This is a genomic window from Mesorhizobium sp. M0244 (assembly GCF_040321795.1).
In the GTDB taxonomy this organism is placed as follows: Bacteria; Pseudomonadota; Alphaproteobacteria; order Rhizobiales; family Rhizobiaceae; genus Mesorhizobium.
The window spans coordinates 1-24,832 of sequence record NZ_JAMYSE010000043.1 but is presented as its reverse complement, the minus strand read 5'-3'; the positions used below and the strand labels follow the sequence as shown (position 1 = coordinate 24,832).

The window sequence follows — 24,832 nt, the reverse complement described above, 5'->3', positions numbered from 1 at the left end:
AACGATGTTTTCCGAATTTGTCAGAGCGATTGTGGAAAAGCTTTCGAACGTCAATCTGACCACGCTCGGCCTGCTTTTCCTCACCGCACTGGGCAGCGCTGTGATCGCCTACTGGCGAACTGCCGAACAGAAATCGCTCAGGGACTTTTTCGACTTTGCCTTCCCGCCGGAAGTCATCCTGCACCCGTCGGCGCGAGCCGACGCCCTGTTCTGGATCACGAAACGGGCGATAATGCCTTTCCTGCTCATTCCTGCCGGCGTCACCTTCGTTGTCGCGGTCGGCTATGGCACACGCGAGGCAATCGGCTGGATCTTTAATATCCACGCGCCGCTTCTCGGCGGCCCGGCCGGACCGGTGACGATTGTCATCTTCACCGCAACCATGCTGGTCGCTTACGATATTTCATACTACCTCTACCACGTCGCCCAGCACCGCTTCCCGTTCTTGTGGGAATTGCACAAGGTGCATCATTCGGCCGAGGTGATGGTCGGGATCACCAAGGACCGGGTTCATCCGCTGGACGATCTGATGAACCGTATGTGGGACGGCGTCATCCCGGGCATCTGCTTCGGCATCTGGAGCCTGATCGCACTCGATCCGGTAGAGGTCGCTATCTTCGGCATCAACGTCTACGTCATCCGCAACATCCTGATGATGGACTTTGTCCGCCACACACATCTCAAGATCTCGTTCGGCCCGTTGAACAACATCATCCTGTGTCCGCACTGGCACCAGGTGCATCACAGCATCGACCCTCGTCACTATGACAAGAATTTCGGCCTGCTTTTTTCGTTCTGGGATCGTCTGTTCGGAACGCAATTTGTCCCGGAGCTGGATGAAGACCTGAAATTTGGTCTGATAGACCGCGATGTACGCGATTATCAATCGCTGTTTGGGCTCTACATCATGCCGCTCAAGAAAATGGCAAGGCATGTCATGCGACTGTTTCACAGGCGGCCCAATGGGGTCGCCCAGCCACAGGACAGTTCCCCTTCATGAACACCGTTGTTTCCATCGACGCTGTGGGCGCGGAGCGCCTGGAAATCGTCCGTTCGGCGGATCGCCTGGCCACGGTCGAAGCCGCTTGGACGGAGCTTTGGCATCGCACCGATGGGCTCATCTTTCAAAGCCATGCCTGGATTTCGGCGTGGTGGAATACCGTACAACGCCGTGACCAGCGCGCGTTGCGGATCGGCCTGATCTGGAAGGGCGCGAAACTCGTTGCCGTCGTTCCGCTGGCGATCGGTAGACGCAGGGGGCTGCGGTTTCTCGAATGGGCGGCCGGCAGCTATACCGACTATGGGGACATTCTCGTTGCCCCGGAATGCTCGTTGTCGGCGTTGCAGGAGCTATGGACCCAACTTTGCGATGCCGGTGGCTTCGATCTTGCCTTGATCAGTCGTCTTTCGCCGGATGCGGCGGCCCGCAAAATTTTCACGCCGGGAGCTTCCAGCGGCATCAGGCTTCGTCCCTTTCACCGAACGGAAGTCAGCTATCGCGTTGCCGGACAATGGGAAAGCGGAGCGGTATGGTTTGCGGACCAGTCGAAAAAGACGCGCCAGAACTATCGGCGCGGCATCAAAACGCTGGAAGAAACCGGAGAGGTGAAATTTCGCCTGCTTGCGCCCGACGAGCCGCTGCAACCGGTACTGGAGCGCCTCGCGACCCTGAAGCGCAAATGGCTGACGGAGCGCATGCGTGAGTCCGATCTCTTCGAGGAGGGCGTGCCGGTACTCGCCGCGCTCGTCGATGCGCTGGCGCGCGCCGGCGTGCTGCATATCTTCATCCTGGAATGCAATGGCGTGATGGTCGCGGTGTCGATCAACTTCGTCCAGCGCGGCGTGATGATGGCTTTCGTGACCACCTTCGATCCGGATTTCAGCCGGGCGTCGCCGGGTGTGATCCTGTTGATGGATTACGTACAGTGGTCGATCGATCACGGCTTGAGCATGGTCGATTTCCTCTGTGGCGCAGAGTCGTTCAAACACAAATTCTCAACGCAGGCGGTTACCCTGGACTCCGTCATCGGGACGCGCACGGCACAGGGCGCGATTGCATCTCTTGCCGATCGTATCCGTCAGACGGTCAGGCATATGCGCGAGCGCTCATTGGCACCGCCTGAGGGTCACGGTACGCCCGCTCAAGCCGAAGCAGCCCTGGATTAGCGGACTTATTCGGTTCTTGGAGCGGCAAGCCGGCTAGTCCATGTGGAAGACATTACGCAGCGGCACCACAACGGGCTCGTTGTTGGCGTCGTACTCCATCAGATCGGCCATGAAATCCCACCAGCGCCGGTTGACTTCAGTCTGCGGCAGCCGATCCATGGTGTGATCTTCGGTGCGAACAAGCGTGCCGAACAGATGGTTTGTTTCCTCGTCGAGCCAGATCGAATAGTCGGATACGCCAGCATCGCGCAGCGCCTGTGTGAGCTCCGGCCAGATCTCGTCGTGCCGCTTCTTGTATTCGGCTGCCTGACCGGGATTGAGGTTCATGCGGAAGGCGATGCGCTCGGGCATGGTAACGCTCCTTGAACGAAGGCTTGGTCGGTTTCAGCGTTGCGAACGAATGCGCAGTTGGTCAAGGCCAACGGCGAGCAGCAGCACCGCACCCTTGGTTACGTCCTGCCAGAAGCTCGATACGTTGAGCAAGGTCAGGCCGTTATTGTGCCCAGGATCATCACCGCCAGCAGAGTTCCCCGTACCGAGTCGCGTCCGCCGAAAAGGCTGGTACCTACGGACCGGCCTGCGCAACTGACCCCGGCCGCGCCAGGCTCAAAGAAAGCGCGGTATCGGACCGTTCTGCGGCGTGGTGCGGTCGCCAAGGTCGAGGAAGATCTCGTCGATGTAGCACCATCCCCAGCCTTCCGGCGGATCGTAGCCTTCGATGACAGGATGGCCGGTTGCCCGAAAATGCTTGGTGGCATGACGGTTGGGCGAGTCGTCGCAGCAGCCGACATGACCGCATGTGCGGCAAAGCCGCAAATGCACCCACTGCGTACCGCTCTTCAGGCATTCCTCGCAGCCGAGCGCGCTCGGTGTGACGTCGCGAATGTCTCCGGCATGCTTGCATTCCTCTGCCATCATACGCTCCTGACCAGTTGAGGTGCCACGGCGAGACTGCCGTTTTGCGCGAGATATGCATGCAGCGCCGCAACCACCTGGGCGCCTTCGCCGACGGCAGCGGCGACGCGCTTGATCGAGCCGGAGCGCACGTCGCCGATGGCGAACACGCCGCTGCGGTTCGTCTCCAGCGCACCACGTTCCTGGCCAATTTCCGGCCCGGTGCGAACGAAGCCCTTCGCGTCCAACGCCAAGCCGCATTGCGCCAGCCAGTTGGTGTTCGGATCGGCGCCGATGAACAGGAAGAGGTGGCGGACCGGACGTGTTGTCTCCGTGTCGCGGTTGCGCCAGCGCACATTGCCAAGATTGCCGTCGTCGCCGTCCAGCCCCGTGATTTGCGTCTCAGCCAGCACCTCGATGTTCGGCTGTGCCCTGACGCGCTCCACTAGATAACGCGACATGCTCGCATCGAGGCTCCCGCCGCGCGCCAGTAGCCATACCTTCCTCACATGCGCCGCCAGATAGACAGCGGCCTGCCCAGCCGAATTGCCGGCGCCGACCAAGGCTACCTCTTGCCCGGCGCAAAGCCGCGCTTCGATCGGCGAAGCCCAATAATGCACGGACGTTCCCTCGAATTGCGCAAGGTTGGCCATATCGAGGCGGCGATAGCGCGCTCCGCTGGCTATCACCACCGACCGCGCCCGCACGGTCTCCCCGTCGCCGACGGCGAGCGTGTAATGGGCGCCGGACGTGTCGCTTGCACTGCCCAGCAGCTTCGCCTCGTCCGGTATCACCATCTCGACGCCGAATTTCTGCGCCTGATTGTAAGCGCGCGCCATCAGCGCCATCCCCGAAATGCCGGTGGGGAAACCGAGATAGTTCTCGATGCGCGAGGAGGCACCCGCCTGTCCGCCAAAGGCACGGCAATCGAGCACGATCGTCGACAGCCCTTCGGAAGCCGCATAGACGGCAGCTGCGAGGCCGGCCGGTCCGGCGCCGACAATGGCCACGTCGTACAGCTTGTCGGCGTCGATGGGCCGTACCAGCCCGATGCAGCGGGCAAGCTCGTTCTCTCCGGGATTGAGCAGCAGCTTGCCGTTCGGACAGAGCACGATCGGCAAATGGTGGATATCGACATGGAAGCGTTCGATCAGGGTCCTGGCGCAGGGATCGGTAGCGGAATCGAGAACCCGGTGCGGCTGACCGCTGCGGGCCAGAAAACCTTGCAGCCGCAATACGTCGCCGCTGTCGACCGGTCCGATAATGATCGGTCCGGCTGTGCCACTCTCGAGCAGGCCGACACGGCGCAGGATCAGCGCCCGCATGATGCGCTCGCCGAGGTTTGCCTCCTGCACCATCAGGTCGCGCAGCCTTTGCGAGGGGATGACGAGCGCCTCGACCGGCTCGACCGCCTGCACATCCACCAGCGAGGGCCGGGCTGACAGCTGCGCCAACTCGCCGACGAAATTGCCCGCACCATGCGTGACGATCGTTTCGCGCCGGCCGAAGCTGCCGCCCTGGATAATGTCCACCTTGCCGGACAGGACCACGATCAGGCCGGGTGCCAGCTCGCCGGCTTTGACGATCTGTTCGCCTGCAGCATAGGATACGGCTTCGCCGAAACGGCCCATGCGGTCCAGGTCGGCCTCAGCCAGCGCGGGAAACATCTGATCGCGACGGGCAATGGAGATCGGATTGGCGGATTTAGACATGGTTCGAACCTAACGCCGGCATCCACCGGTTTGAAGCGGTTTTTGTGGCTCACGGGCCGGTACAAACCGAGCCCGCTGTCGGCAAATTGTGCCCTTCGCTTCGGGATTCCACGACGGCGGCCCGTGCGGCGGTATCGCGACGTGCCTCACACTCCGTTGCATCTCCTTGATTTGTTTGATTTGCGTATCCCGGCAAACCCAGCTCATGCTGCTTCGGCCGGCGCCTGCCTAAGCCGGCCAGGCCCGGCGCGCCGTCCTGTGTCAAACTCTCGGCCGCCGGGCAGCTGAGCAGCAGGAAACGGACCGGGTCCGAGCACTCCGCAAATTTGCCTGCAGCCGGTTCTTCGGCGAGGTGCCAAAGCTCGACAAAGCCAACTTCTCTGCTCAGGCGGCTACCTGAAGCACGATCTTGCCGCGCGTATGCTGCCTCTCAAGCCGTTCCTCGGCCTTGGCGACTTCCTCGAGAGGATAGATTGCCTGCACGAATGGCCTGACCTTCCCGGCGTCGATGAGGCGGCTGATCTCGGCAAGCTGCGCTGCGTTCGGCTTGGTCATATAGGAAACGCCGCTGGCCCGATGCAGGCGGGCCTTTTCCGCCGACGGTTCAGAAAGGGTTGAGACGAGCGTCCCACCGGGCTTGAGCACGTCCCAGGAGCGGTCCTGCGTTTCGCCCGCTATCAGGTCGAAGACCAGGTCGACGTCTTCGACGACCTCCTCGAAACGCTGGTTCTTGTAGTCGACCGCCTGGTCGGCGCCAAGCGCGCGGACGAAATCGAAATCTTGCGCGGACACCGTCGTCGCGACGAAGGCACCCGCAGCCTTTGCAAACTGCACCGCCAGATGGCCGACGCCGCCGGCGCCGCCATGGATGAGGATCCGCTGCCCGGATTTGAGGCCGCCGTGGACGAAAAGGCCCTGCCACGCGGCAAGGCCCGCAAGCGGCACGGCAGCGGCTTCGACGTGGCTTAGACGTTGCGGCTTCGCCGCCGCCTCCGTCGCCTTGACGACGACATATTCGGCGTTGCCGCCGCGGTCGTGGCCGAGCATGGCATAAAGCGGATCGCCCTTCTTCAGCGTATAGGCCCGCGTGCCGCACAGTTCCACCACGCCGGATACGTCGCGGCCGAGCGTGACGGGCAGATCTGCGCCTGACGAGCCTTCGCGAACCTTGTAGTCGACTGGATTGACGCTTGCCGCGCAGACCTTGAGCGTGACCTCATCGTCGCGCGGCTGAGGCAACGGAACGTCGTCCAGCGAAAGAACCTCCGGCCCACCAAAATCGTGGATACGGACTGCCTTCATGGTAATCATGACTTGCTCCTCGTCGGTTTGCCGTCCAGTTCAGCCTCTGAACAGTTTCGCCGGCAGGCCGGTGTCCATCCGGTCTTCCGGGGCGGCAGCTCGGTCACGGGCCATAGGCCGGAAGATGCCGCCCGGTTCGGCCGATGGTGCGCCGTCAGTGTATCGTTTGCGAATGCTCGCCGCCGGGTTGCGATATGCCGCTTAGCGCTTCACCTGCTGTCGCCGTCTCGCTGTTAGTGGCGAGGTCGCCCAGCGAAACGATGCCGACCAGGCGCTTGTCGCGATTAAGCACCGGCAACCGGCGCACTTTCAGGTCAGCCATGTGGCGCAGAACATCCTCCGCGTCTTCGTCATCGAAGCAATACCTGACCTCGGTACTCATCACTTCCCGCACCTTGGCGTCAGGTGTCTTGCCTTGGGCGACGCCGCGGATTGCGATGTCGCGATCGGTTATCATGCCGACGAGCCGGTCGTTCTCGCCCACCGGCATCGCGCCGGCATCGAGGCGCGCCATCATTTCTGCCGCATCGCGCAGGGTTTGCTGCGGATTGGCGATCTCGACGTCCTTTGTCATGCAGTTGCCAACTTTCACTTTAACCTCCTTTGGTTGCAGGGTCCGCCGCCGAATTGCATGATGGAAGGGTGAATGAGCGCCAGCGCAAAACGTTCCATGGCAAGACCCGTTTCGAGCGCTTCGCCGAGATCACCCTGCCATCCTCCACCCCGCCCGCCCGTGACGCGGGGGGCCCGGGGAAGGTCGGGTGCGCAGGGAGTTGGGCCGGGGTGCCGGGAGGGATCCCCATCGGGTCCTGGTCCGGCGACGGAACAGGATCAGGCGAAGGCGGCGGTACGCCTGGAGGTTCACCCGGCGGAGTCTCCGGCGGGGTGGGCGGCCGAGCTGGCTCCGGATTGGGATTGTCCGGCAGCGGATTCGGGTCGTTCGGATCGGGATTGTTCATCGATTACTCCCTGAAGTCTGTTCTTACCCGAGAGTTACGGCTTGATCTCCGCGGCGAGCGCCGATCATGGCGTTGCCAGCGGCGGCGAACAGGCACTCCTGTCTTAAACCAAGGGGAAGCAAAAGCGTTCCCGCACCCGACGCCAAGCGCGGCGCCAAAGCTATCGGGGCGGTCCCATGCTGGCGTACATTCCGTTGGTGCGGAATTGCGTCGGGTTGATGCCGTAGAGGCGGCGGAAGACCTTCGAAAAATAATTGGCATCCTCAAAGCCGCACATGATGGCGACCTCCTTCACCGGCAGGAAATCGGCTTTCGTCAGCAACTTCGCCGCGCGCTGCAGTCGCTGCTGCAGCACGAATTCGGCAGGTGGAAGACCCTCACTCTCGGCGAAGCAGCGCGAGAAATGCGCACGGCTCAGCCCGCTGATTTCGGCCAGATCGGCAACACGGAGCGGCCTGTCGAGATTGGCCTTGACGTGGTCGATGACCGGTTGCATGGCGCTCTTTTCGTCGGTGACGGCATGCGAGCCGAAGACATCGTCGTAGAGCGCCATGGCTGCTTCATAGGCGACGGCCGAGGCGGCTCCAGGCGAGACCGCTCCCGTGATCAGGCGCACGCTGCAATCGGCGAGATGATCGATCGTCGATGGCTGCAGCCGTAGCACCGGACCGACGGCGGCAAGGATCGACTTGTGGATGCGCAGCGCCTCCTCGCCGTTCATTGATATCCAGAAATATTCCCAGCGGTCCCCCTTGGCCAGCCAGTAACGATGGTTGTGCGGCACGAGAACCAGCAACGTATCGCCCTTTTGCAGGCGGTAGTTGCGGTTCTCATAGCGCAATTGGCCGGTACCGCTGATCGTATGCTGGAGTACCGTAAACGGCGTCTGGCCGCGCTTGCGCCCATCCCAGTCGTAGACCTCGTTTTCGCGCACTTCATAGCCGGTGCTTGTCGGCATGGTGTGCAGGCGCTGGCGGCCGCGCGGCAGCGATACCGTCCTGCCCGCCGGCCCGGTGTCGATCAAGTTCCGCAGCACAAAATTACCCCTGAAAGCATAATCCTTCTCTGGTCCCTTGCTGAATTAGGCGCATAATCCCCTGAGAAAAGCAAAAGAAACTGCGGTCAAAGAGCGGACGGGAGGAAGTGCCGGATTCCAGCCTGCATGCCAGGGCAGGTGGGCCAGGCCTCTTTTCACCGCCTTTGCCCTTACATTCGATCAGGTCGAGGTGAGACTGATGAGTTTCAAGATCGCTATCATCGGTGCGGGAAGCGTCGGGTTCACCAAGAAGCTGTTCACAGACATTCTATGCGTTCCTGAATTCAGGGATGTCGAATTCGCGCTGACCGATCTCAGCGAGCACAACCTCCAGATGATCAAGTCGATCCTCGACAGGGTCGTCGAATTCAACAGGCTGCCGACCAAGGTTACGGCAACGACCGACCGTCGTGCTGCCCTCGAGGGTGCCCGCTACGTCATCAGCTGCGTTCGCGTCGGCGGTCTCGAAGCCTATGCCGACGACATACGCATTCCGTTGAAATATGGCATCGACCAGTGTGTCGGCGACACAATCTGCGCCGGCGGCATTCTTTACGGCCAGCGCAATATCCCGGTAATCCTCGATTTCTGCAAGGATATCCTCGAAGTCGCCGAGCCCGGCGCGAAATTCCTGAACTACGCCAACCCGATGGCCATGAACACCTGGGCGGCGATCGAATACGGCAAGGTCGATACTGTCGGCCTCTGCCACGGTGTCCAGCACGGCGCCGACCAGATCGCCGAGGTGCTCGGCGCCAAGTCGCGCACCGAGCTCGACTACATCTGCTCCGGCATCAATCACCAGACCTGGTTCATCGACCTGCGTCTCAACGGCCGCAAGATCGGCAACGACGAGCTGGTAGCCGCCTTCGAGGCGCATCCGGTCTATTCGCAGCAGGAAAAGCTGCGCATCGACGTCCTGAAGCGCTTCGGCGTCTATTCGACCGAAAGCAACGGCCATCTTTCCGAATACCTGCCCTGGTACCGCAAGCGGCCGGACGAAATCACCCGCTGGATCGACATGTCCGACTGGATCCACGGCGAGACCGGCGGCTACCTTCGTTATTCGACCGAAACGCGCAACTGGTTCGAAACCGAGTTCCCGCAATTTCTGGAATCCGCCGCGAGGCCGATCGACCCCGCGAAGCGCTCCAACGAGCACGCCAGCCACATTCTCGAGGCGCTGGAGACGAATCGCGTTTATCGCGGCCATTTCAACGTCAAGAACAATGGCATCATCACCAACCTGCCGCAGGATGCGATCATCGAGTCGCCCGGCTTCGTCGACCGCTTCGGCATCAACATGGCCGCCGGCATCGCGCTGCCGGAGGCCTGCGCCGCCACATGCATTTCCTCGATCAACGTCCAGCGCATGTCGGTCCACGCTGCGATCTCCGGCGATATCGACCTGCTGAAGCTCGCCGTCCTGCACGACCCGCTGGTCGGCGCCGTTTCGACGCCGGAAGAGGTTTGGCAGATGGTGGACGAGATGGTTGTCGCCCAGGCCCGCTGGCTGCCGCAATATGCCGGCGCGGTGCCGGCTGCGAAGGAGCGGCTTTCGAAATCCAGGGTCAAGACCCGCGAATGGGCCGGTGCGGCACGACGCGACGTCCGTTCGATCGAGGAGTTGCGTGCCGAAAAAGCGGCTCTCAAGCAGGCCGTCTGAATTTCATCAAGCGGATGGCGGCCAATTTTCGGAGGATTCAGCGCCGCACCGTCTGCATATCGTTCGAGGAGAAACGGAGCGGCGTCAACGCGCTTCTGAACAACAGGGAGGAGAGACGATGAGGAATTTTCGAGATATTGGCATTCTCGCCGGGCTGGCGCTTAGCGTCTCGGCCTCGGCGCTGAGCGCATATGCATCCGAGCCGACCGTGCCGCCCGTGCCCGCGCAATTTCCCGCCGAGGGAAAGATCAAATACGTCGCGCGCGACTCCATCCTGGAGTTCAAGGCACTTCCAGAATACCACGAACCCGATTGGGTCACCGACAAATACGTCAAGGCAGGCAAGCTGCCGCCGGTCAAGGACCGGCTGCCGAAGGAGCCGCTGGTCTTCAAGACGGGCAACATGCCGGACGGCGTCGGCGTCTACGGCGATACGATGCGCCATGTCATCGGCGGCCGACCGGAGGGCTGGAACTACGGCGCGGGCCAGACGCAAGGCTGGGGCGGCATCGACATCGGCCTTTCCGAGTGCCTGACGCGCACCGCGCCGCTTTTCCAGGTCGAGGCCAAGGACACGGAGCCGTTGCCGAACCTCGCCAGGAGCTGGGACTGGTCGAAGGACGGACACACGCTGACGATGCATCTGGTCGAGGGCGCCAAATGGTCTGACGGTGTTCCGTTCAACGCCGATGACGTCATGTTCTACTGGGACGACGAGGTCATGGATCCGAACGTTTCGCCTCTCAACGGCGCGACCCAGGAAACCTTCGGCGTCGGCACGACGCTGAAGAAGGTCGATGACTACACTGTCGAGTGGACGTTCAAGGACGCCTTTCCGAAGCAATACCTCTACGCCATGGCTTACGGCACGTTCTGCCCCGGCCCCTCGCATATCCTCAAGCCGCAACATCCGAAATATTCGAAGAACACCTACGAGCAGTTCAAGAATGCCTTCCCGCCGGAGTATATGAATCTGCCGGTGATGGGCGCCTGGGTGCCGGTCGACTACCGTCCGGACGACATCATCGTCATGCGCCGCAATCCCTACTACTGGAAGGTCGACGAGAAGGGCAATCAGCTGCCTTATCTCAACGAATTGCACTACAAGCTGTCGACCTGGGCCGACCGCGACGTTCAGGCGGTGGCAGGGTCGGCTGACATCTCCAACCTGGAGCAGCCCGAAAACTTCGTTGCTTCGCTGAAACGTGCGGCGCAGCCGGACGCGCCGGCACGACTTGCCTTCGGCCCACGCCTGATCGGCTATAATCTGCGGATGAATTTCTCCGCCAATGGCTGGGGCAATCCCGACGAGCGCGGGCAGGCGGTTCGCGAGCTGAACCGCAACGAGGACTTCCGCAAGGGCGTCACCATGGCGCTCGACCGCAAGGCGCTCGGCGACTCGCTGGTCAAGGGCCCGTTCACCGCCATCTATCCGGGCGGCTTCTCCTCGGGCACGAGCTTCTATGACCGCAACTCGACCGTATACTACCCCTTCGATCTCGAAGGCGCCAAAGCGGAACTCGCCAAGGCAGGTCTGAAGGACACCGACGGCGACGGCTTCGTCAATTTTCCGGCCGGCACCGCCGGCGGCAAGAACGTCGAGATCGTGATGCTCGTCAACAACGACTACACAACCGACAAAAGCCTGGCGGAGGGCGTCGTCGGCCAGATGGAGAGGCTAGGTCTTCGCGTTGTCCTGAACGGCTTGAACGGCATCCAGCGCGACGCGTCTATGTATTCCGGCCGTTTCGACTGGATGGTCAGGCGCAATGATCAGGAGCTCACCTCGGTCGTGCAGAACACCGAGCAACTCGCGCCCGTCGGCCCACGCACCAGCTGGAATCACCGTGCTCCGGAAAATGGCCAAGTCGATCTGATGCCGTTCGAGAAGGACCTTGTCGACATCGTCAACAAGTTCGTCTCGACGCAGGACAATGACCAGCGCGCCAGCCTGATGAAGCAATTCCAGAAGATCTCGACGGAACACGTCTACACCGTCGGGCTGACCGAATATCCCGGCGCGCTGATCATCAACAAACGCTTCTCCAACATCCCGCAGGGAACGCCGATCTTCATGTTCAACTGGGCCGAGGACTCGATCGTCCGCGAGCGGGTCTGGGTGGCCGCCGACAAGCAGCAGAAATATGAACTCTTTCCCGAGCAGCTTCCCGGAAAACCCGGGGACAAGGGTCCGACGAACTGAGTTTCCTCCCCTGACTTGAAAATTCCCGGCCGCGCTGCGGGCGTGGCCGGGACAAAGCCAGGGGGTGAGGCATAATTGAAAACCTGAGCGAGGAGAGAAACGGCCGATGCTGCGATTTCTGCTTATGCGCATAGCATCCGCAATACCGGTTCTCGCCATTTTGAGCCTGGTCACCTTTGCTATCATCCAGGCACCGCCGGGCGACTATGCCGACTACATCCGCTCACAGCTCATCAACCAGGGCGGAGCCTCCTTTGCCGAGGCCGATGCCCAGGCGAAGGCTTATAGCGTGGAGCATGGCCTCGATAAGCCGGTTCCGCTGCAATACCTGAACTGGATCGCCGGCATCGTCACCCGCGGCGATTTCGGCTACAGCCTCTATTACAACAAGCCCGTCGCCGACGTGGTGGGCGAGCGGCTGCCGCGCACATTGCTGCTTGCGCTTGTCTGCCACCTCTTGGCTTCTGTGCTGGGCATCGGCTTCGGCATCTGGGCGGCGACCCGGCAGTACAGCTGGATCGATAGCACGCTGTCGGCGATATCGTTCCTCGGAATGACGGTGCCGCGCTTCCTCATGGCGCTGATCATCGTCTATCTGCTGGTCTTCCAGTTCAACGTGTCCGAGATCGGCAGCTTCTTTTCGCCGCAATATGGCGGCGCGCCGTGGTCCTGGGCGAAGTTCTTCGATCTCGTCACGCACGTCTGGCCGGTTGTCGCGATCGCCACCTTCGGCGGGCTCGCCTACAACATGCGCGTGATGCGCGGCAATTTGCTCGACACGCTGAACGCGCAATATGTCGAAACCGCTCGCGCCAAAGGTCTCAGCGGTGGTGCGGTCGTGATGCGCCATGCGGTGCCCAATGCGCTGCATCCGCTGGTCATGTATCAGGGCGTGGTGCTGCCTTACATGCTGACCGGCGAGATCGAGACGGCGATCATCTTTGCCCTGCCGACCGTTGGCCCGGCGATCGTCGGCTCGATGGCGGTCGGCGACGTCTATGTCACGGCGACCTTCATGATGGTGCTGTCGGCGACGCTGATCGTCGGCAACATCATCGCCGACATGCTGCTCGTCATGCTCGATCCGCGTGTGCGTCAATATGCAGGGGCCTGAGATGCTTGCTTTCGAGCCCTCGCTGCCGCCGCTTGCCGAGGAACCGGCCAAGATCAAGGCGCGCGGCAATGAGAGCTACATCGCGCTCGTCTGGCGCCGCCTGAAACGGTCCTGGACCGGCATGGCCGGGCTCATCCTGGTCGCGCTTCTGGTGCTGCTGGCCGTGTTTGCCGACTTTTTCGCGCCGATGGATCCCAAGGTGACCGATGTCGGCTTTGCCCCGCCGCAGATGATGAGCTTCCATGACCAGGACGGCAATTTCGTCTTCCAGCCACGCGTCTATGCCTTGGCGGATTCGGAAGACCTCGACCCGGTCACCTTCCAACCCGTCGTCGGGCCGGACTACGACCATCCGCGGCTGCTCGGCTTCTTCGTCAAGGGAGCGGAGTACAGACTGCTTGGCCTGCTTCCCGCGAACCGGCACTTCTTCGGCTCGACCGACGGCCAGCCCGTGCACTTCCTTGGCACCGACAAATTCGGCCGCGATGTGCTGGCTCGAGCCATCTATGGTTCGCGCATCTCGTTGATGATTGCATTGACCGTGGTCTTCATCGTCACCGTGATCGGCACGACCGTCGGCATGGTGTCGGGCTATTTCGGCGGGACATTCGATGTCTGGGTCCAGCGCTTCGTCGAACTGGTGCTCGCATTTCCGCAATTGCCGCTTTACCTGGCGCTGACCTCGCTCGTTCCGGTGACGGCACCAACCAATGTCTTCCTGGCTTTCGTGATCGTCGTCATGTCGGCACTCGGCTGGGCGCAGATGTCGCGCGAAGTGCGCGGCAAGACCCTGGCGCTGGCGCGGATCGACTACGTCCGTGCCGCAATGGCGGTCGGCGCCACGGACGGCCGCATCATCATGCAGCATATTTTTCCGAACGTGATGAGCCACGTGATCGTTGCCGTCACATTGGCGATTCCCAGTGTCGTCCTGCTCGAATCCTTCCTCGGTTTTCTCGGGTTCGCCGTGAAACCGCCGCTAATCTCCTGGGGCCTGATGCTGCAAGACACTGCGACCTATTCGGTCATCGGCACCTATCCCTGGATCCTCTCGCCCGTCGGCTTCGTGCTTATCACCGTCTTCGCGTTCAACGCGCTTGGCGATGGACTGCGCGATGCGGTCGATCCGTATTGACGTGACATGATGCAACACGCGCTCGTTAATTCCTTCGCACCGCCTGTCCGGCTCGACCATGACGGGCGTTCGGAAAACCCGGTCATCGATGCCCGCAACATCGCCGTCGATTTCAAGGTCGAGGACGGCATGGTCGAGGCCGTCAAGGACATCTCCTTCCAGCTCTATCGCGGCGAGACGATCGCCATCGTCGGCGAATCCGGATCGGGCAAGTCGGTGACGGCGCGCACCGTCATGGGCCTATTGTCGAAGCGCGCGGTCGTGTCGCCGAAATCGACCGTCGAATACAATGGGTCGAACATCCTGAAATTTTCCGAGCGTGCCCGGCGCAAACTGCGCGGCGACCGCATCTCGATGATCTTCCAGGAGCCGATGAGTTCGCTCAACCCGATCTACACGATCGGCAGCCAGATCGTCGAGGCAATACGGGTGCATCGCAAGATGAGCCGCAGGCAGGCCGAAGCAAGAGCGCTCGAACTGCTGCAGCAGGTGCAAATTCCTGAGCCGCAGGCGCGGCTGAAGCAGTATCCGCACCAGCTTTCCGGCGGTCAGCGCCAGCGTGTGATGATCGCTATGGCGCTGGCCAACGATCCGGATGTGCTGATCGCCGATGAGCCGACGACGGCACTCGACGTGACGGTTCAGGCGCAGATCCTCAATCTCATCCGCAACCTGCAGAAGAAACTGCGGATGGCAGTGATCCTGATCACGCACGACCTGACCGTGGTGCGGCAGTTCTCGGACTATGTCTATGTCATGCAGCATGGGAGAATGTGCGAGCACAATGTGACGGAGAGGCTGTTCGCCGATCCGCAGCATGCCTACACACGCCATCTGCTTGCCTCCGAACCGCGCGGCCAGGCAAATCCGTTGCCGGAAGGCGCCGACGTCATTCTTGAAGCCAAGGATGTCCGCGTCTCCTTCATGCTGCGGCATGGCACGTTCATGAAGCCGGACCTGCGCGAGCTTGTCGCCGTCGACAGCCTCAGCCTGACCCTTCGGCGGCACGAGACACTGGGCCTCGTCGGCGAATCCGGATCGGGCAAGACGACGTTCGGCGAAGCGTTGCTCAGGCTCAACACCACGGATAGCGGCGAGATCTATTTCGATGGGCAGCCGATCCATGGCCATTCGCGGGCGCAGATGCGGCCGTTGCGGTCGCGCATGCAGGTCGTCTTCCAGGATCCGTTTTCGTCGCTCAATCCGCGCATGACGATCGGCCAGATCATCGAGGAAGGGCTGGTCGTCAACCGCATCGGCGCCACGAAGAACGATCGGATCGAGCGGGTGCGCGAGGCACTGATCAGCGCCGGCATGCCCGGCGATATCCTGTCGCGCTTCCCGCACGAGTTTTCCGGCGGCCAGCGCCAGCGTATTGCGATTGCCCGCGCTGTCGCGCTCGAACCGGAATTCATCGTGCTCGATGAACCGACATCGGCGCTGGATCTCTCAGTCCAGGCGCAGATCATAGAATTGCTGCGCAAGCTGCAGCGGGAACGGGGCCTGAGCTACATCTTCATCTCGCACGATCTCAAGGTCGTGCGGGCGCTGTGCCACCGCGTCATCGTCATGCAGCACGGCAAGATCGTGGAAGAGGGACCCGTCGGCGAAGTCCTGTCCAATCCCAAAACCGCTTACACCGAACGGCTGGTCAAAGCCGCGTTCGAGGTAGCCTGATTGCATATTCCGGAGGTTGTCGTGGCAAGAAATCCCAAGGTCGCTTTCATCGGAGCTGGCTCGACCGTGTTCATGAGGAACATCGTCGGCGACATATTGCAGCGTCCGGCTTTATCCGGCGCGACGATCGCGCTGATGGACATCAATCCGCAGAGGCTCGAAGAAAGCGCAATCGTCGTCGGCAAGCTGATCTCGACGCTCGGCGTAAAGGCAAAGGCCGAAACCTATTCGGATCAGCGCAAGGCGCTGGCGGGCGCCGATTTTGTCGTCGTCGCCTTCCAGATCGGCGGCTACGAGCCCTGCACGGTCACCGACTTCGAAATCCCGAAGAAATACGGGCTGCGCCAGACCATCGCCGATACGCTCGGCGTCGGCGGCATCATGCGGGGTTTGAGAACCGTACCGCATCTCTGGAACATCTGCGAAGACATGCTCGCGGTCTGCCCGCAGGCGATCATGCTGCAATATGTAAACCCGATGGCGATCAACACCTGGGCGATCGCGGAAAAATACCCAGACATCAAGCAGGTCGGGCTTTGCCATTCGGTGCAAGGCACGGCGATGGAGCTGGCGCATGATCTCGACCTTCCCTACGAGGAGATTCGCTACCGCTCGGCCGGCATCAACCACATGGCCTTCTATCTCAGCTTCGAGCATCGCCAGCCGGATGGCTCCTACCGCAACCTCTATCCGGATCTGCTGCGCGCCTACAGCGAAGGGCGGGCGCCGAAGCCGGGATGGAACCCGCGCTGCCCGAACAAGGTCCGCTACGAGATGCTGAAGCGCCTCGGTTATTTCGTCACCGAGAGTTCGGAGCATTTCGCGGAATACACGCCCTATTTCATCAAGGAAGGGCGCGAGGATCTGATCGAGAAATTCGGTATCCCGCTGGACGAATACCCGAAGCGCTGCATCGAGCAGATCGAACGCTGGAAAGGGCAAGCGGAAGCCTATCGCTCGGCTGACAAGATCGAGGTCGAGCAGTCGAAGGAATATGCCTCCTCGATCATGAACTCGGTCTGGACCGGGGAACCTTCGGTGATCTACGGCAACGTCCGCAACAATGGCTGCATTATGTCATTGCCGTATAATTGTGCGGCCGAGGTGCCATGCCTCGTCGACGCCTCCGGCATTCAGCCCACCTTCATCGGCGACCTGCCGGTGCAACTCACCGCATTGATCCGCACCAATATCAACGTGCAGGAACTGACGGTTCAGGCGCTGATGACCGAGAACCGCGAGCACATCTATCACGCGGCGATGATGGACCCGCATACGGCGGCTGAACTCGACCTCGACCAGATATGGTCGCTGGTCGATGATTTGCTGGTTGCGCATAGCGATTGGCTGCCGGCCTGGGCGCGCGGAGCGCGCAGCGTTCGGGCGGCCTGAGGCGCCAATTCCACTTGGCTGTTCATTGTCGAGCAGGAGCAGGGCTGCCCAGTTCATCGCTCTATGCTGACCATAGAGCCTGCTTTGAAAGCGGCGCGGCGTTGCCGGCCGATGTTTCGAAATCAAAGAGCTTCTGCGTCACGAGTGCAGCCGCTCCTCTTGCCCAGGAATTGTCCTCCCAGTCCAGCAGCATTGGCGGCGCTTGGCGAAAGGTGTTTTTTCCGAGCGTCACCCGCATCGGGCCAAACAGCGCATCGCCAAACGACACCGCTTCACCGCCGACGACAATGACCTCCGGGTCGGTGATGTTGACAAGATTAGCGAGATGCCGGCCGATCCCATGTCCGGCTTCTTCGAGAATGGCGACGGCTCGCGGTTCGCGGCTTGCCAAGGCTGCCATAAGGGTGGCTTTGCTATCCGCTTCGCCGTGCCCGGTGGCTTCGCGCCAGGTGCGCAGGATCGCCGGCTCGGCGTAATAGGCCATCAGGCAGCCGCGTTTTCCGCACTCGCAAAGGCGGCCGTTTTCCTCATAGGAGGTGTGGCCGAACTTGCCGGCGGCACCGTTCGCGCCGCGATAGAGTTTGCCTTCGAACACGAGCGCGCAGCCTATCCCGACGCCGATCGCCAGCACCGCCATGTTGCGGTGCTGGCGTCCGAGGCCGAAGAGTTGCTGGGCAATGGCATAGGCGTTGGTGTCGTCCTCAAGCCACACGGGGACGTCCACTCGTTCGGCCAGCATCGGGCCAAGGGGGACGTTGTCCCAGTTGTAGCGATTGCTGCGGACACACACGGCCTTCTGGTTGTCTATGACGCCAGGCATTGAAACGCCGATCCCGGCAAGCTTGGCGCCGGGCCGATCGACAATCGAAATCAGCTCCGGCACCGCCTTGGCCAAGGTCTTTATGATATGGTCTGGATCGCTGTCCGAGAGCTTGACGCGCATGGAGCCCAGCGGATTGGTCGCAAGATCGGTGACCACGCATTCGACCGACCCGACCATCAGCTTGAAGCCTATGGCGAGGCCGTTGGCATAGTTGATATCCACCGGGATAGGGCGGCGCCCGGCCGAGCCCACGACTGTCTTGCCCTCGATCAACAGGCCTTCCTCGATGAGGTCCGCCACGACGAAGGTAACGGCCGCCGGACTGAGGCCGGTAACGGACGCTATGTCGGCCCGGCTGCGCGCACCCTCCTGCCGCAAGAGATTGAGGATCAGTCTGCGGTTCATCGCCCGGGTCGTGCTCGGGTCACCCTTGAGCTTCACAAATTTGCTTTCTTAATTTTGTAAATTAATTATTGCCTCTCGATCAAACATATGCATAACTTTGCCCAACTGTTCAACACCCGAACCGGGGTCAGCGAAATTAATCCGGTTCATACCCCGGCAACGTCATCGCGCTCTGAAGGAGCGGGCAAGCATGTTGTCTTGCCCGGGAGATGAGTTGTCGGGTTCGCAAAGCGCCGTTGAGGAGAACGACCGCGCCTGCCGGAGTGCCGGCCGAGAATTGACAAAAGGGAGGAGTGACAATGACGTTCAAGTGGATTGAAAAGCCGTCGACGCGGCGCAATTTCCTGAAGGGAGCCGGCGGCATTTCTGCCGCAGCGCTTGCGGACTTCCCGATGCCGGCACTCAGCCAGTCGAGCGAAGTCACCATCATTTCAGACGAAAACAATGCCGATGCGCTGCAGATTCTGCGGCGCATCGCGGCCGATTTCGAGAAGCAGTCCGGCACTAAGGTTGTGATCAACAACATGGATCACGAGGCCCACAAGACCGCGATCCGCAACTACCTTGTGGCCGGCGCGCCGGATGTCTGCTTCTGGTTCTCCGGAAACCGCATGCGTGCCTTCGTCAACCGCGGCCTGTTCGACGACATTTCGGATCTGTTCGAGAAGGAAAAGTACAAGGACGTGCTGGGTGCTACCACCGGTGCCGTCACGGTCGACGGCAAGCAGTATGGACTGCCGACCGGCGGCACGATGTGGGGCATGTTCTATCGCAAGGACGTCTTTGCCGAGCACGGACTTACGGTACCGGCGACCTGGGACGAATTCCTGGCTTACGGCCAGAAGTCCAAGGCCGCAGGCCTAATCCCCGTCAGCATCGGCACCAAGGAACTCTGGCCGGCGGCCGGATGGTTCGACCAGATGAACCTGCGTATCAATGGTCTCGACAAGCACTTTGCCTTGATGAACGGCAAGATGGCCTATACCGACCCGGCGCTGAAGCCTGTTTTCGACCACTGGGAAGAGCTGATCAAGCAGGGTTTCTTCACGCCGGATCAAACGTCGTTCGGCTGGCAGGAGGCCGGCGCCTTCCTCGCCCAGAAGAAGGCCGGCATGATGAACCTCGGCGCCTTCGTGAAGGCTACTTTCCCTGAGCAGGATCTCGAGCAGCTGACATTCGCCCCTTTCCCGAAGATTGACGGCGCCCTCGACCGCTACGAAGAATTCTCGGTCAATTCGGTCCACATCCCGGCCAACGCCAAGAACAAGGCGGGTGCCCGCGAGTTCCTCGCCTTCTTCTACCAGCCGGAAAATTTCGGCCTCTATCTGGAACCTGGCGGCAACGTTCCGCCGCGCAACGACCTTCCAGCCAGCAAGGACCCGCTGGTCAACGCGGCTGTGGAAAGCCTGAAGACGGTGGCCGGCACGTCGCAATATTACGACCGCGATACCGATCCCGACATGGCCCAGGCGGGTCTGGTCGGTTTCCAGGAATTCATGGCCAAGCCGGAGCGCCGGGATGCCATTCTTCAGCGTCTCGAGGGAACTCGTCGCCGGATCTTCAAGATCTAGCGCTCCCAGCGGAGGGGAGCGGGGTTCGTGCCCCCGCTCCCCGATGCTTCCGGTGAATGAGGTCTCCCAAAATGACGAAGCTTTGGCGCCGCCATCGCTGGTGGCTGACACCGACACTTCTGATCCTGCCAGCCGCTGTGCTGTTTTCCGTCGTCATTCTGGCCTCTGCGGTCGAGAGCCTATGGATCAGTCTGCACGAATGGGACGGCTTCAGCCCGATGGTCTGGATCGGCCTTGGCAACTACCGCGAATTGTTCGCCGATCCACAGTTCTATGTTTCGCTGAAGAACAATCTGATCTGGTTGGTGATGTTCATGCTGGCGCCGCCGCTCGGCCTCGCCATCGCGCTGCTCGTCAACCAGAAAATCCGCGGCATGCGCCTCCTCAAATCGCTGTTCTTCATTCCGTTGGTGCTGGCTTCGGTTGCCGTCGGCGTTGTCTTCACCTGGGTCTATACGCCGGAATTCGGGCTTCTCGCCCTGATCTTCCGTACCTTCGGCGCGACCGCCCCGGCAGTGCTGTCGGATGAAAATTTCGTCACCTTCGCCGTCGTGATCGCAGCGTTATGGCCGCAGATCGCCTTCTGCATGGTGCTCTATCTCGCCGGCCTCAACAATCTCAGCGAAGACCTGATCGGCGCCGGGCGGGTCGACGGCGCCAGGGGCTGGAACATGCTGCGCCACATCGTGTTGCCGCAGCTGACGCAGGTCACCTTTATCGCCATCGCCGTCACCGTCGTCGGCGCACTGCGTTCCTTCGACATGGTCTCGGTGATGACCAGCGGCGGCCCCTTCGGTTCGTCCGAGGTGCTTGCCTACCAGATGTTCGAGCAATCGATCTTTTCCTACCGCTTCGGCTATGGCGCGGCCATTGCCTCGGTGCTGTTCGTGATCATGGCAGTCTTCATCGCCTGGTACCTGACGCGGATGATCCGTGCCGATGAAAGGGGCGGCTGATGTTTCCTCGCCCGATTCCCGAAACTGCTATTTGGCAGCGTCGCCTCTATGTCGTGCTGGTGATCGGCATCCTGATTGTCTGGTTGGCACCGCTTTTTGCCATCATTCTCACCTCGTTCCGCTCTACGCAGGATGTCATGGGCGGCAATCTGTGGGGCTGGCCGACGCAATTCGGCCTGGTCGACAACTATACAGCGGTCTTCACCCAGACGCCGATGGCCCGCTACTTCCTTAACAGCCTGACCATCACCATCCCCTCGGTGATCGGCGTTCTCATCTTGAGCACGCTCGCCGGCTTCGTGCTCGCCCGCTACCGATTTCGCGGCAACATGCTCGTCTTCGCCCTGTTCGTCGGCGGAAACTTCCTGCCGCACCAGATCATGATGATCCCGGTTCGCGATCTCATGGTGCGGCTCAATCTCTATGACACGATGGCGGCCCTGATCATCTTCCACATCGCCTTCCAGACCGGGTTTGCGACACTGTTCATGCGCAACTTCATTGCTGCCCTGCCGGGAGAACTGTTTCAGGCCGCCAGGGCGGAAGGTGCGACACCGTTTCAGACATTAGTACATGTCGTGGTCCCGCTGGTGCGGCCGGCTCTCGCGGCGCTGGCCATCCTGCTCTTCACCTTCATCTGGAACGATTATTTCTGGGCGGTGGTGCTCACCATCAGCGATACCGTCAAGCCGGTCACCGCCGGCCTCGCCAATCTGCGCGGCGAATGGGTCTCGGCCTGGAACCTGATCTCGGCTGGAACCATCGTCGTGGCTTTGCCACCGGTCGTCATGTTCTTCCTCATGCAGAAGCACTTCATCACCGGCCTCACCATGGGAGCGGTCAAGGGATGAACAGCCATGGCTTTAGGGCATCGCCCGATCTGAAACCGATTTCGCAAGCAGGGCTCCATGACCAGTCTTGAACTCCGGCAGATACAAAAGAACTATGGAACCTATCACGCGCTGCGCCGCATCGATCTCAGTGTCGAACAGGGCGAGTTCATCGTCACCGTCGGGCCCTCCGGCTGTGGCAAGTCAACGCTGTTGAAGATCATTGCCGGGCTTGAAACCGTCTCGTCCGGTGAAATTCTCATCAACGGCCGCGATGTCACCTGCACCGAGCCGGGTGAGCGCGGCATTGCCATGGTCTTCCAGTCCTATGCGCTTTATCCGCATATGACGGTCGCCGAGAACATGGGTTTCGGGCTGCGCATGGCGCATCGCCCCAAGGCCGAGATCGACGCCGCCGTGCTGCGAGCCGCCAAGATCCTTCGCATCACCGACCAACTCGACAAGCGGCCGAAACAGCTTTCCGGCGGCCAGCGTCAGCGTGTCGCCATCGGCCGCGCCATCACCCGCTCGCCCGACGTGTTCCTGTTCGACGAACCACTTTCCAATCTCGACGCCGCGCTGCGCACGCAGATGCGCGTCGAGCTTTCCGATCTTCACGCCAGGCTCGGCGCCACCATGGTCTATGTCACGCACGATCAGACCGAGGCGATGACAATGGCGAGCCGTATCGTCGTGCTCAATCGCGGCTCGGTCGAGCAGGTGGGCGCTCCGCTCGAACTCTACCGCAATCCGGCCAATCTTTTCGTCGCGGGCTTCCTCGGCGCACCCCAGATGAATTTTTTCGAAGTGACCGTCGCCGCTGTCTCCAGCGGCGGCGCCACGCTGTCGACCGCCGGTCTCTCTCCCTTGACTGTCGAACTGACGGAAGCGGCATCCGTACAGGTCGGCGACAGGGTGACGATGGGGATCCGGCCGGAGAGCATCAGTTTGGTCACGAAAGAGACAGCGAGCTTTGCAGGACGGGTGCGGCTGGTCGAGCATCTCGGCCGCGAGACCATCCTCTATGCCGACGCCGGCCCGCTGCAATGCGTCAGTTCCGAAAGCGGCAGCGGCAACGTCACCGTCCAGATCGGCCATGCGAGCGCCGTCTCTGCCGATGCGAGCGTCGGCTTCAAGGTCGAGCCGCGTGACGTCTATCTCTTTTCCTCTGTCGATGAGCGGGCCATCAGCGCCCGCAAACCCACCATCGCCGACTGATCTGCAGGAGCATCCTTCGTGAACAAGACTTCAAACGGCCGCCCCCTATCGGTCTGGCGCACGATCCAGACCGACCGTTTTCTGGTCGGCGTGCCGCATTACCCCGAGCATGTGGACGAGAGTTACTGGGACAATGACGCCAGGCGCATGGCCGAGGCCGGCTTCAACGTCGCCCGCCTCGGCGAATTCGCCTGGCACATTTTCGAACCGCGTGAAGGCACCTTCGATTTCGACCTGTTCGACCGGGCAATCGAGGGCCTCGCGCGTCACGGCGTCAAGACGATCTTGTGCACGCCGACCGCCACCCCGCCGCGCTGGCTGACCGCAAAGCACCCGGAAATCCTGCGACTTGATGGAAATGGCCGGTCGATGAGCCACGGCTCGCGCCAGTATGCCGACACCAGCAGCCCGGTGTTTCGCGACTATAGCCGCAAGATCACCAAGGCGATGGCGGACCACTACCGCGACAATGCAAATGTCATTGGCTGGCAGACCGACAACGAACTCAACACCAGCATGCCGGAATCCTATTCGCCGTCGGCATTGAAGGAATTCCAGGCTTATCTGCGAGAAACTTACAAGACGATAGAAAGGCTGAACTTCGTCTGGGGTGGCGACTTCTGGGCAACGGCTTACGGCGATTTCAGCGAAATTGTCTTCCCGCTGGAATTCTCACCGTCCTTTCCGGGTCCCGGTCACCTCCAGGACTACCACCGTTTTCTCGCCTTCTCGACGGCACGGTTCCAGCACGACCAGGTCGAGATCCTGAGAGCCGCGAATGCCGGTTGGTTCATCTTCCACAATCTTGGCGGATTGCGCGACATCGACTTTCGCGGCCAATTCTCCACCGATCTCGACTTCGTCGGCTACGACATCTATCCGTTCCTCTATGACGAGTTCTTTCGCCTCGGCAATCACGCCAAGATCCAGGCGCTGCATCTCGACATCTGCCGGGGATTTTCCGGCAACTACATAGTGCCGGAACAACAGTCGGGTTTTGGCGCCCAGCCGGGCTTCTGCACGCTGACGCCGGAGCCGGGCGAAATGCGACGCATGGCGATGTCGTCGGTTGCGCGTGGCGCCGATGGCATCATGTTCTTCCGCTGGCGTCCCGCGCATTTCGGCGCCGAGATATACTGGATGGGCATCATCGACCACGATGATGTCGCTCGCCAGCGCTATGACGAAGCCAGGCAGTTCGCCACCGAGATGACGGCGCTGAAAGACAAGATCCTGGGCACCTATGTGCGGATGGATGTCGGCATCGCCGGCTCGGACTTCGATAATCAGGAAGCCCACAAGACCTTCCCCATCGGCCTGCCGAGTCCGCAGGACGACGCAACCTTACTGCATCAGTATTGCTATGACCGCGGCATCGCCTGCGGCTTCATCCACCCGGAAGACGATCTGTCGAAGCTCAGGGTGTTCTACGTGCCGCACTGGGTGATCTGGAAGGACCGCTGGACCGAGCGGCTGCAAGTCTTTGCCGAAAATGGTGGCACCGTCATCATCGGCGCGCGCACCGGAACCCGCGACGAAAACAACCACGTCATCCGCGAAACGGCGCCAGGTCGGTCGTTGTCGAAGCTGACCGGCGTTCGCGTCGAGGATTTCGGACGTTTGGCGGCACCTGGGGCCAACGGCCTGTTCAACACCATGTCCCGCTCCGGGGGGCTCGTCATTCCACCCGACAGAGCGGCCGTATCAAGCAGCAGTATCCGTCGTTATTCCGTCGGCAATCCCGTGTGCGATGACGGTTATTTGTATGAGAAC

At 61.3% G+C, this 24,832-nt stretch carries 20 protein-coding genes; 13 read left to right on the top strand and 7 right to left on the bottom strand.

From position 1 onward, the window contains the following. The first annotated feature begins 4 nt into the window (after window positions 1-4). A complete protein-coding gene (locus NKJ08_RS22950; RefSeq protein WP_352524883.1) occupies window positions 5-1,000 on the top strand; it encodes a sterol desaturase family protein in 996 nt (331 codons plus the stop codon). Continuing rightward, a complete protein-coding gene (locus tag NKJ08_RS22945; RefSeq protein WP_352783437.1) occupies window positions 997-2,166 on the top strand; it encodes a GNAT family N-acetyltransferase in 1,170 nt (389 codons plus the stop codon). The genes NKJ08_RS22950 and NKJ08_RS22945 overlap by 4 nt, the downstream gene beginning before the upstream one ends. Window positions 2,167-2,199: 33 nt before the next feature. On the opposite strand, the gene rhaM is transcribed toward NKJ08_RS22945, so the two are convergent. From rhaM to NKJ08_RS22915, 6 genes are all read right to left on the bottom strand, one after another. Continuing rightward, complete coding sequence (gene rhaM / locus NKJ08_RS22940) at window positions 2,200-2,517, bottom strand: L-rhamnose mutarotase (RefSeq protein WP_352524885.1); 318 nt, start codon at window positions 2,515-2,517, stop codon at window positions 2,200-2,202. A 255-nt stretch (window positions 2,518-2,772) separates the two neighbouring features. Next, window positions 2,773-3,084, bottom strand: coding sequence for a UBP-type zinc finger domain-containing protein (locus tag NKJ08_RS22935; protein ID WP_352524886.1), 312 nt, complete (start codon window positions 3,082-3,084; stop codon window positions 2,773-2,775). Next, complete coding sequence (locus NKJ08_RS22930) at window positions 3,081-4,772, bottom strand: FAD-dependent oxidoreductase (RefSeq protein WP_352524887.1); 1,692 nt, start codon at window positions 4,770-4,772, stop codon at window positions 3,081-3,083. Before NKJ08_RS22930 ends, NKJ08_RS22935 begins: the two co-directional genes overlap by 4 nt. A gap of 384 nt (window positions 4,773-5,156) precedes the next feature. Beyond that, window positions 5,157-6,083: an NADP-dependent oxidoreductase gene (locus NKJ08_RS22925; protein WP_352524888.1), complete on the bottom strand. Its 927-nt coding sequence runs from the start codon at window positions 6,081-6,083 to the stop codon at window positions 5,157-5,159. 145 nt (window positions 6,084-6,228) lie between these two features. Then, window positions 6,229-6,666, bottom strand: a complete 438-nt coding sequence (locus NKJ08_RS22920; RefSeq protein WP_352524889.1) for a CBS domain-containing protein — start codon at window positions 6,664-6,666, stop codon at window positions 6,229-6,231. A 527-nt stretch (window positions 6,667-7,193) separates the two neighbouring features. Continuing rightward, the gene (locus NKJ08_RS22915) at window positions 7,194-7,991 is read right to left on the bottom strand and encodes an AraC family transcriptional regulator (RefSeq protein ID WP_352524969.1); all 798 of its coding nucleotides are present in this window, start codon (window positions 7,989-7,991) and stop codon (window positions 7,194-7,196) included. 277 nt (window positions 7,992-8,268) lie between these two features. Here NKJ08_RS22915 and NKJ08_RS22910 point away from each other — a divergent pair, with 277 nt between their 5' ends. From NKJ08_RS22910 to NKJ08_RS22885, 6 genes are all read left to right on the top strand, one after another. After that, window positions 8,269-9,735 (top strand): alpha-glucosidase/alpha-galactosidase, encoded by a 1,467-nt coding sequence (locus NKJ08_RS22910; RefSeq protein ID WP_352524891.1) that lies wholly within the window; start codon window positions 8,269-8,271, stop codon window positions 9,733-9,735. Between the two features lie 118 nt (window positions 9,736-9,853). Continuing rightward, the gene (locus NKJ08_RS22905) at window positions 9,854-11,938 is read left to right on the top strand and encodes an ABC transporter substrate-binding protein (RefSeq protein ID WP_352783433.1); all 2,085 of its coding nucleotides are present in this window, start codon (window positions 9,854-9,856) and stop codon (window positions 11,936-11,938) included. Between the two features lie 106 nt (window positions 11,939-12,044). Further along, window positions 12,045-13,052, top strand: a complete 1,008-nt coding sequence (locus NKJ08_RS22900) for an ABC transporter permease (protein ID WP_352524893.1) — start codon at window positions 12,045-12,047, stop codon at window positions 13,050-13,052. A gap of 1 nt (window position 13,053) precedes the next feature. After that, on the top strand, window positions 13,054-14,187 hold the full coding sequence (locus NKJ08_RS22895) for an ABC transporter permease (protein ID WP_352783430.1): 1,134 nt from the start codon (window positions 13,054-13,056) through the stop codon (window positions 14,185-14,187). Window positions 14,188-14,196: 9 nt separating this feature from the next. Then, entirely contained in the window at window positions 14,197-15,864 is a 1,668-nt protein-coding gene (locus NKJ08_RS22890; RefSeq protein WP_352524971.1) for an ABC transporter ATP-binding protein, read from the top strand. 21 nt (window positions 15,865-15,885) lie between these two features. Further along, window positions 15,886-17,256 (top strand): alpha-glucosidase/alpha-galactosidase, encoded by a 1,371-nt coding sequence (locus NKJ08_RS22885; RefSeq protein ID WP_352524895.1) that lies wholly within the window; start codon window positions 15,886-15,888, stop codon window positions 17,254-17,256. A gap of 61 nt (window positions 17,257-17,317) precedes the next feature. On the opposite strand, the gene NKJ08_RS22880 is transcribed toward NKJ08_RS22885, so the two are convergent. Next, entirely contained in the window at window positions 17,318-18,520 is a 1,203-nt protein-coding gene (locus NKJ08_RS22880) for an ROK family transcriptional regulator (protein ID WP_352524896.1), read from the bottom strand. Between the two features lie 263 nt (window positions 18,521-18,783). Here NKJ08_RS22880 and NKJ08_RS22875 point away from each other — a divergent pair, with 263 nt between their 5' ends. The 5 genes from NKJ08_RS22875 to NKJ08_RS22855 all read left to right on the top strand — a co-directional run. After that, window positions 18,784-20,055, top strand: a complete 1,272-nt coding sequence (locus tag NKJ08_RS22875) for an ABC transporter substrate-binding protein (RefSeq protein ID WP_352524897.1) — start codon at window positions 18,784-18,786, stop codon at window positions 20,053-20,055. A gap of 71 nt (window positions 20,056-20,126) precedes the next feature. Continuing rightward, window positions 20,127-21,011: a carbohydrate ABC transporter permease gene (locus tag NKJ08_RS22870; protein WP_023677182.1), complete on the top strand. Its 885-nt coding sequence runs from the start codon at window positions 20,127-20,129 to the stop codon at window positions 21,009-21,011. Then, window positions 21,011-21,862: a carbohydrate ABC transporter permease gene (locus NKJ08_RS22865; RefSeq protein WP_352524899.1), complete on the top strand. Its 852-nt coding sequence runs from the start codon at window positions 21,011-21,013 to the stop codon at window positions 21,860-21,862. Before NKJ08_RS22870 ends, NKJ08_RS22865 begins: the two co-directional genes overlap by 1 nt. A 57-nt stretch (window positions 21,863-21,919) precedes the next feature. Beyond that, window positions 21,920-23,059 carry an ABC transporter ATP-binding protein gene (locus tag NKJ08_RS22860; protein ID WP_352783426.1) on the top strand — a complete coding sequence of 380 codons (1,140 nt, stop codon included), beginning with the start codon at window positions 21,920-21,922 and terminating at the stop codon, window positions 23,057-23,059. A gap of 18 nt (window positions 23,060-23,077) precedes the next feature. Further along, a partial coding sequence (locus NKJ08_RS22855) for a beta-galactosidase (protein WP_352783424.1) occupies window positions 23,078-24,832 on the top strand: 1,755 nt, incomplete at its 3' end.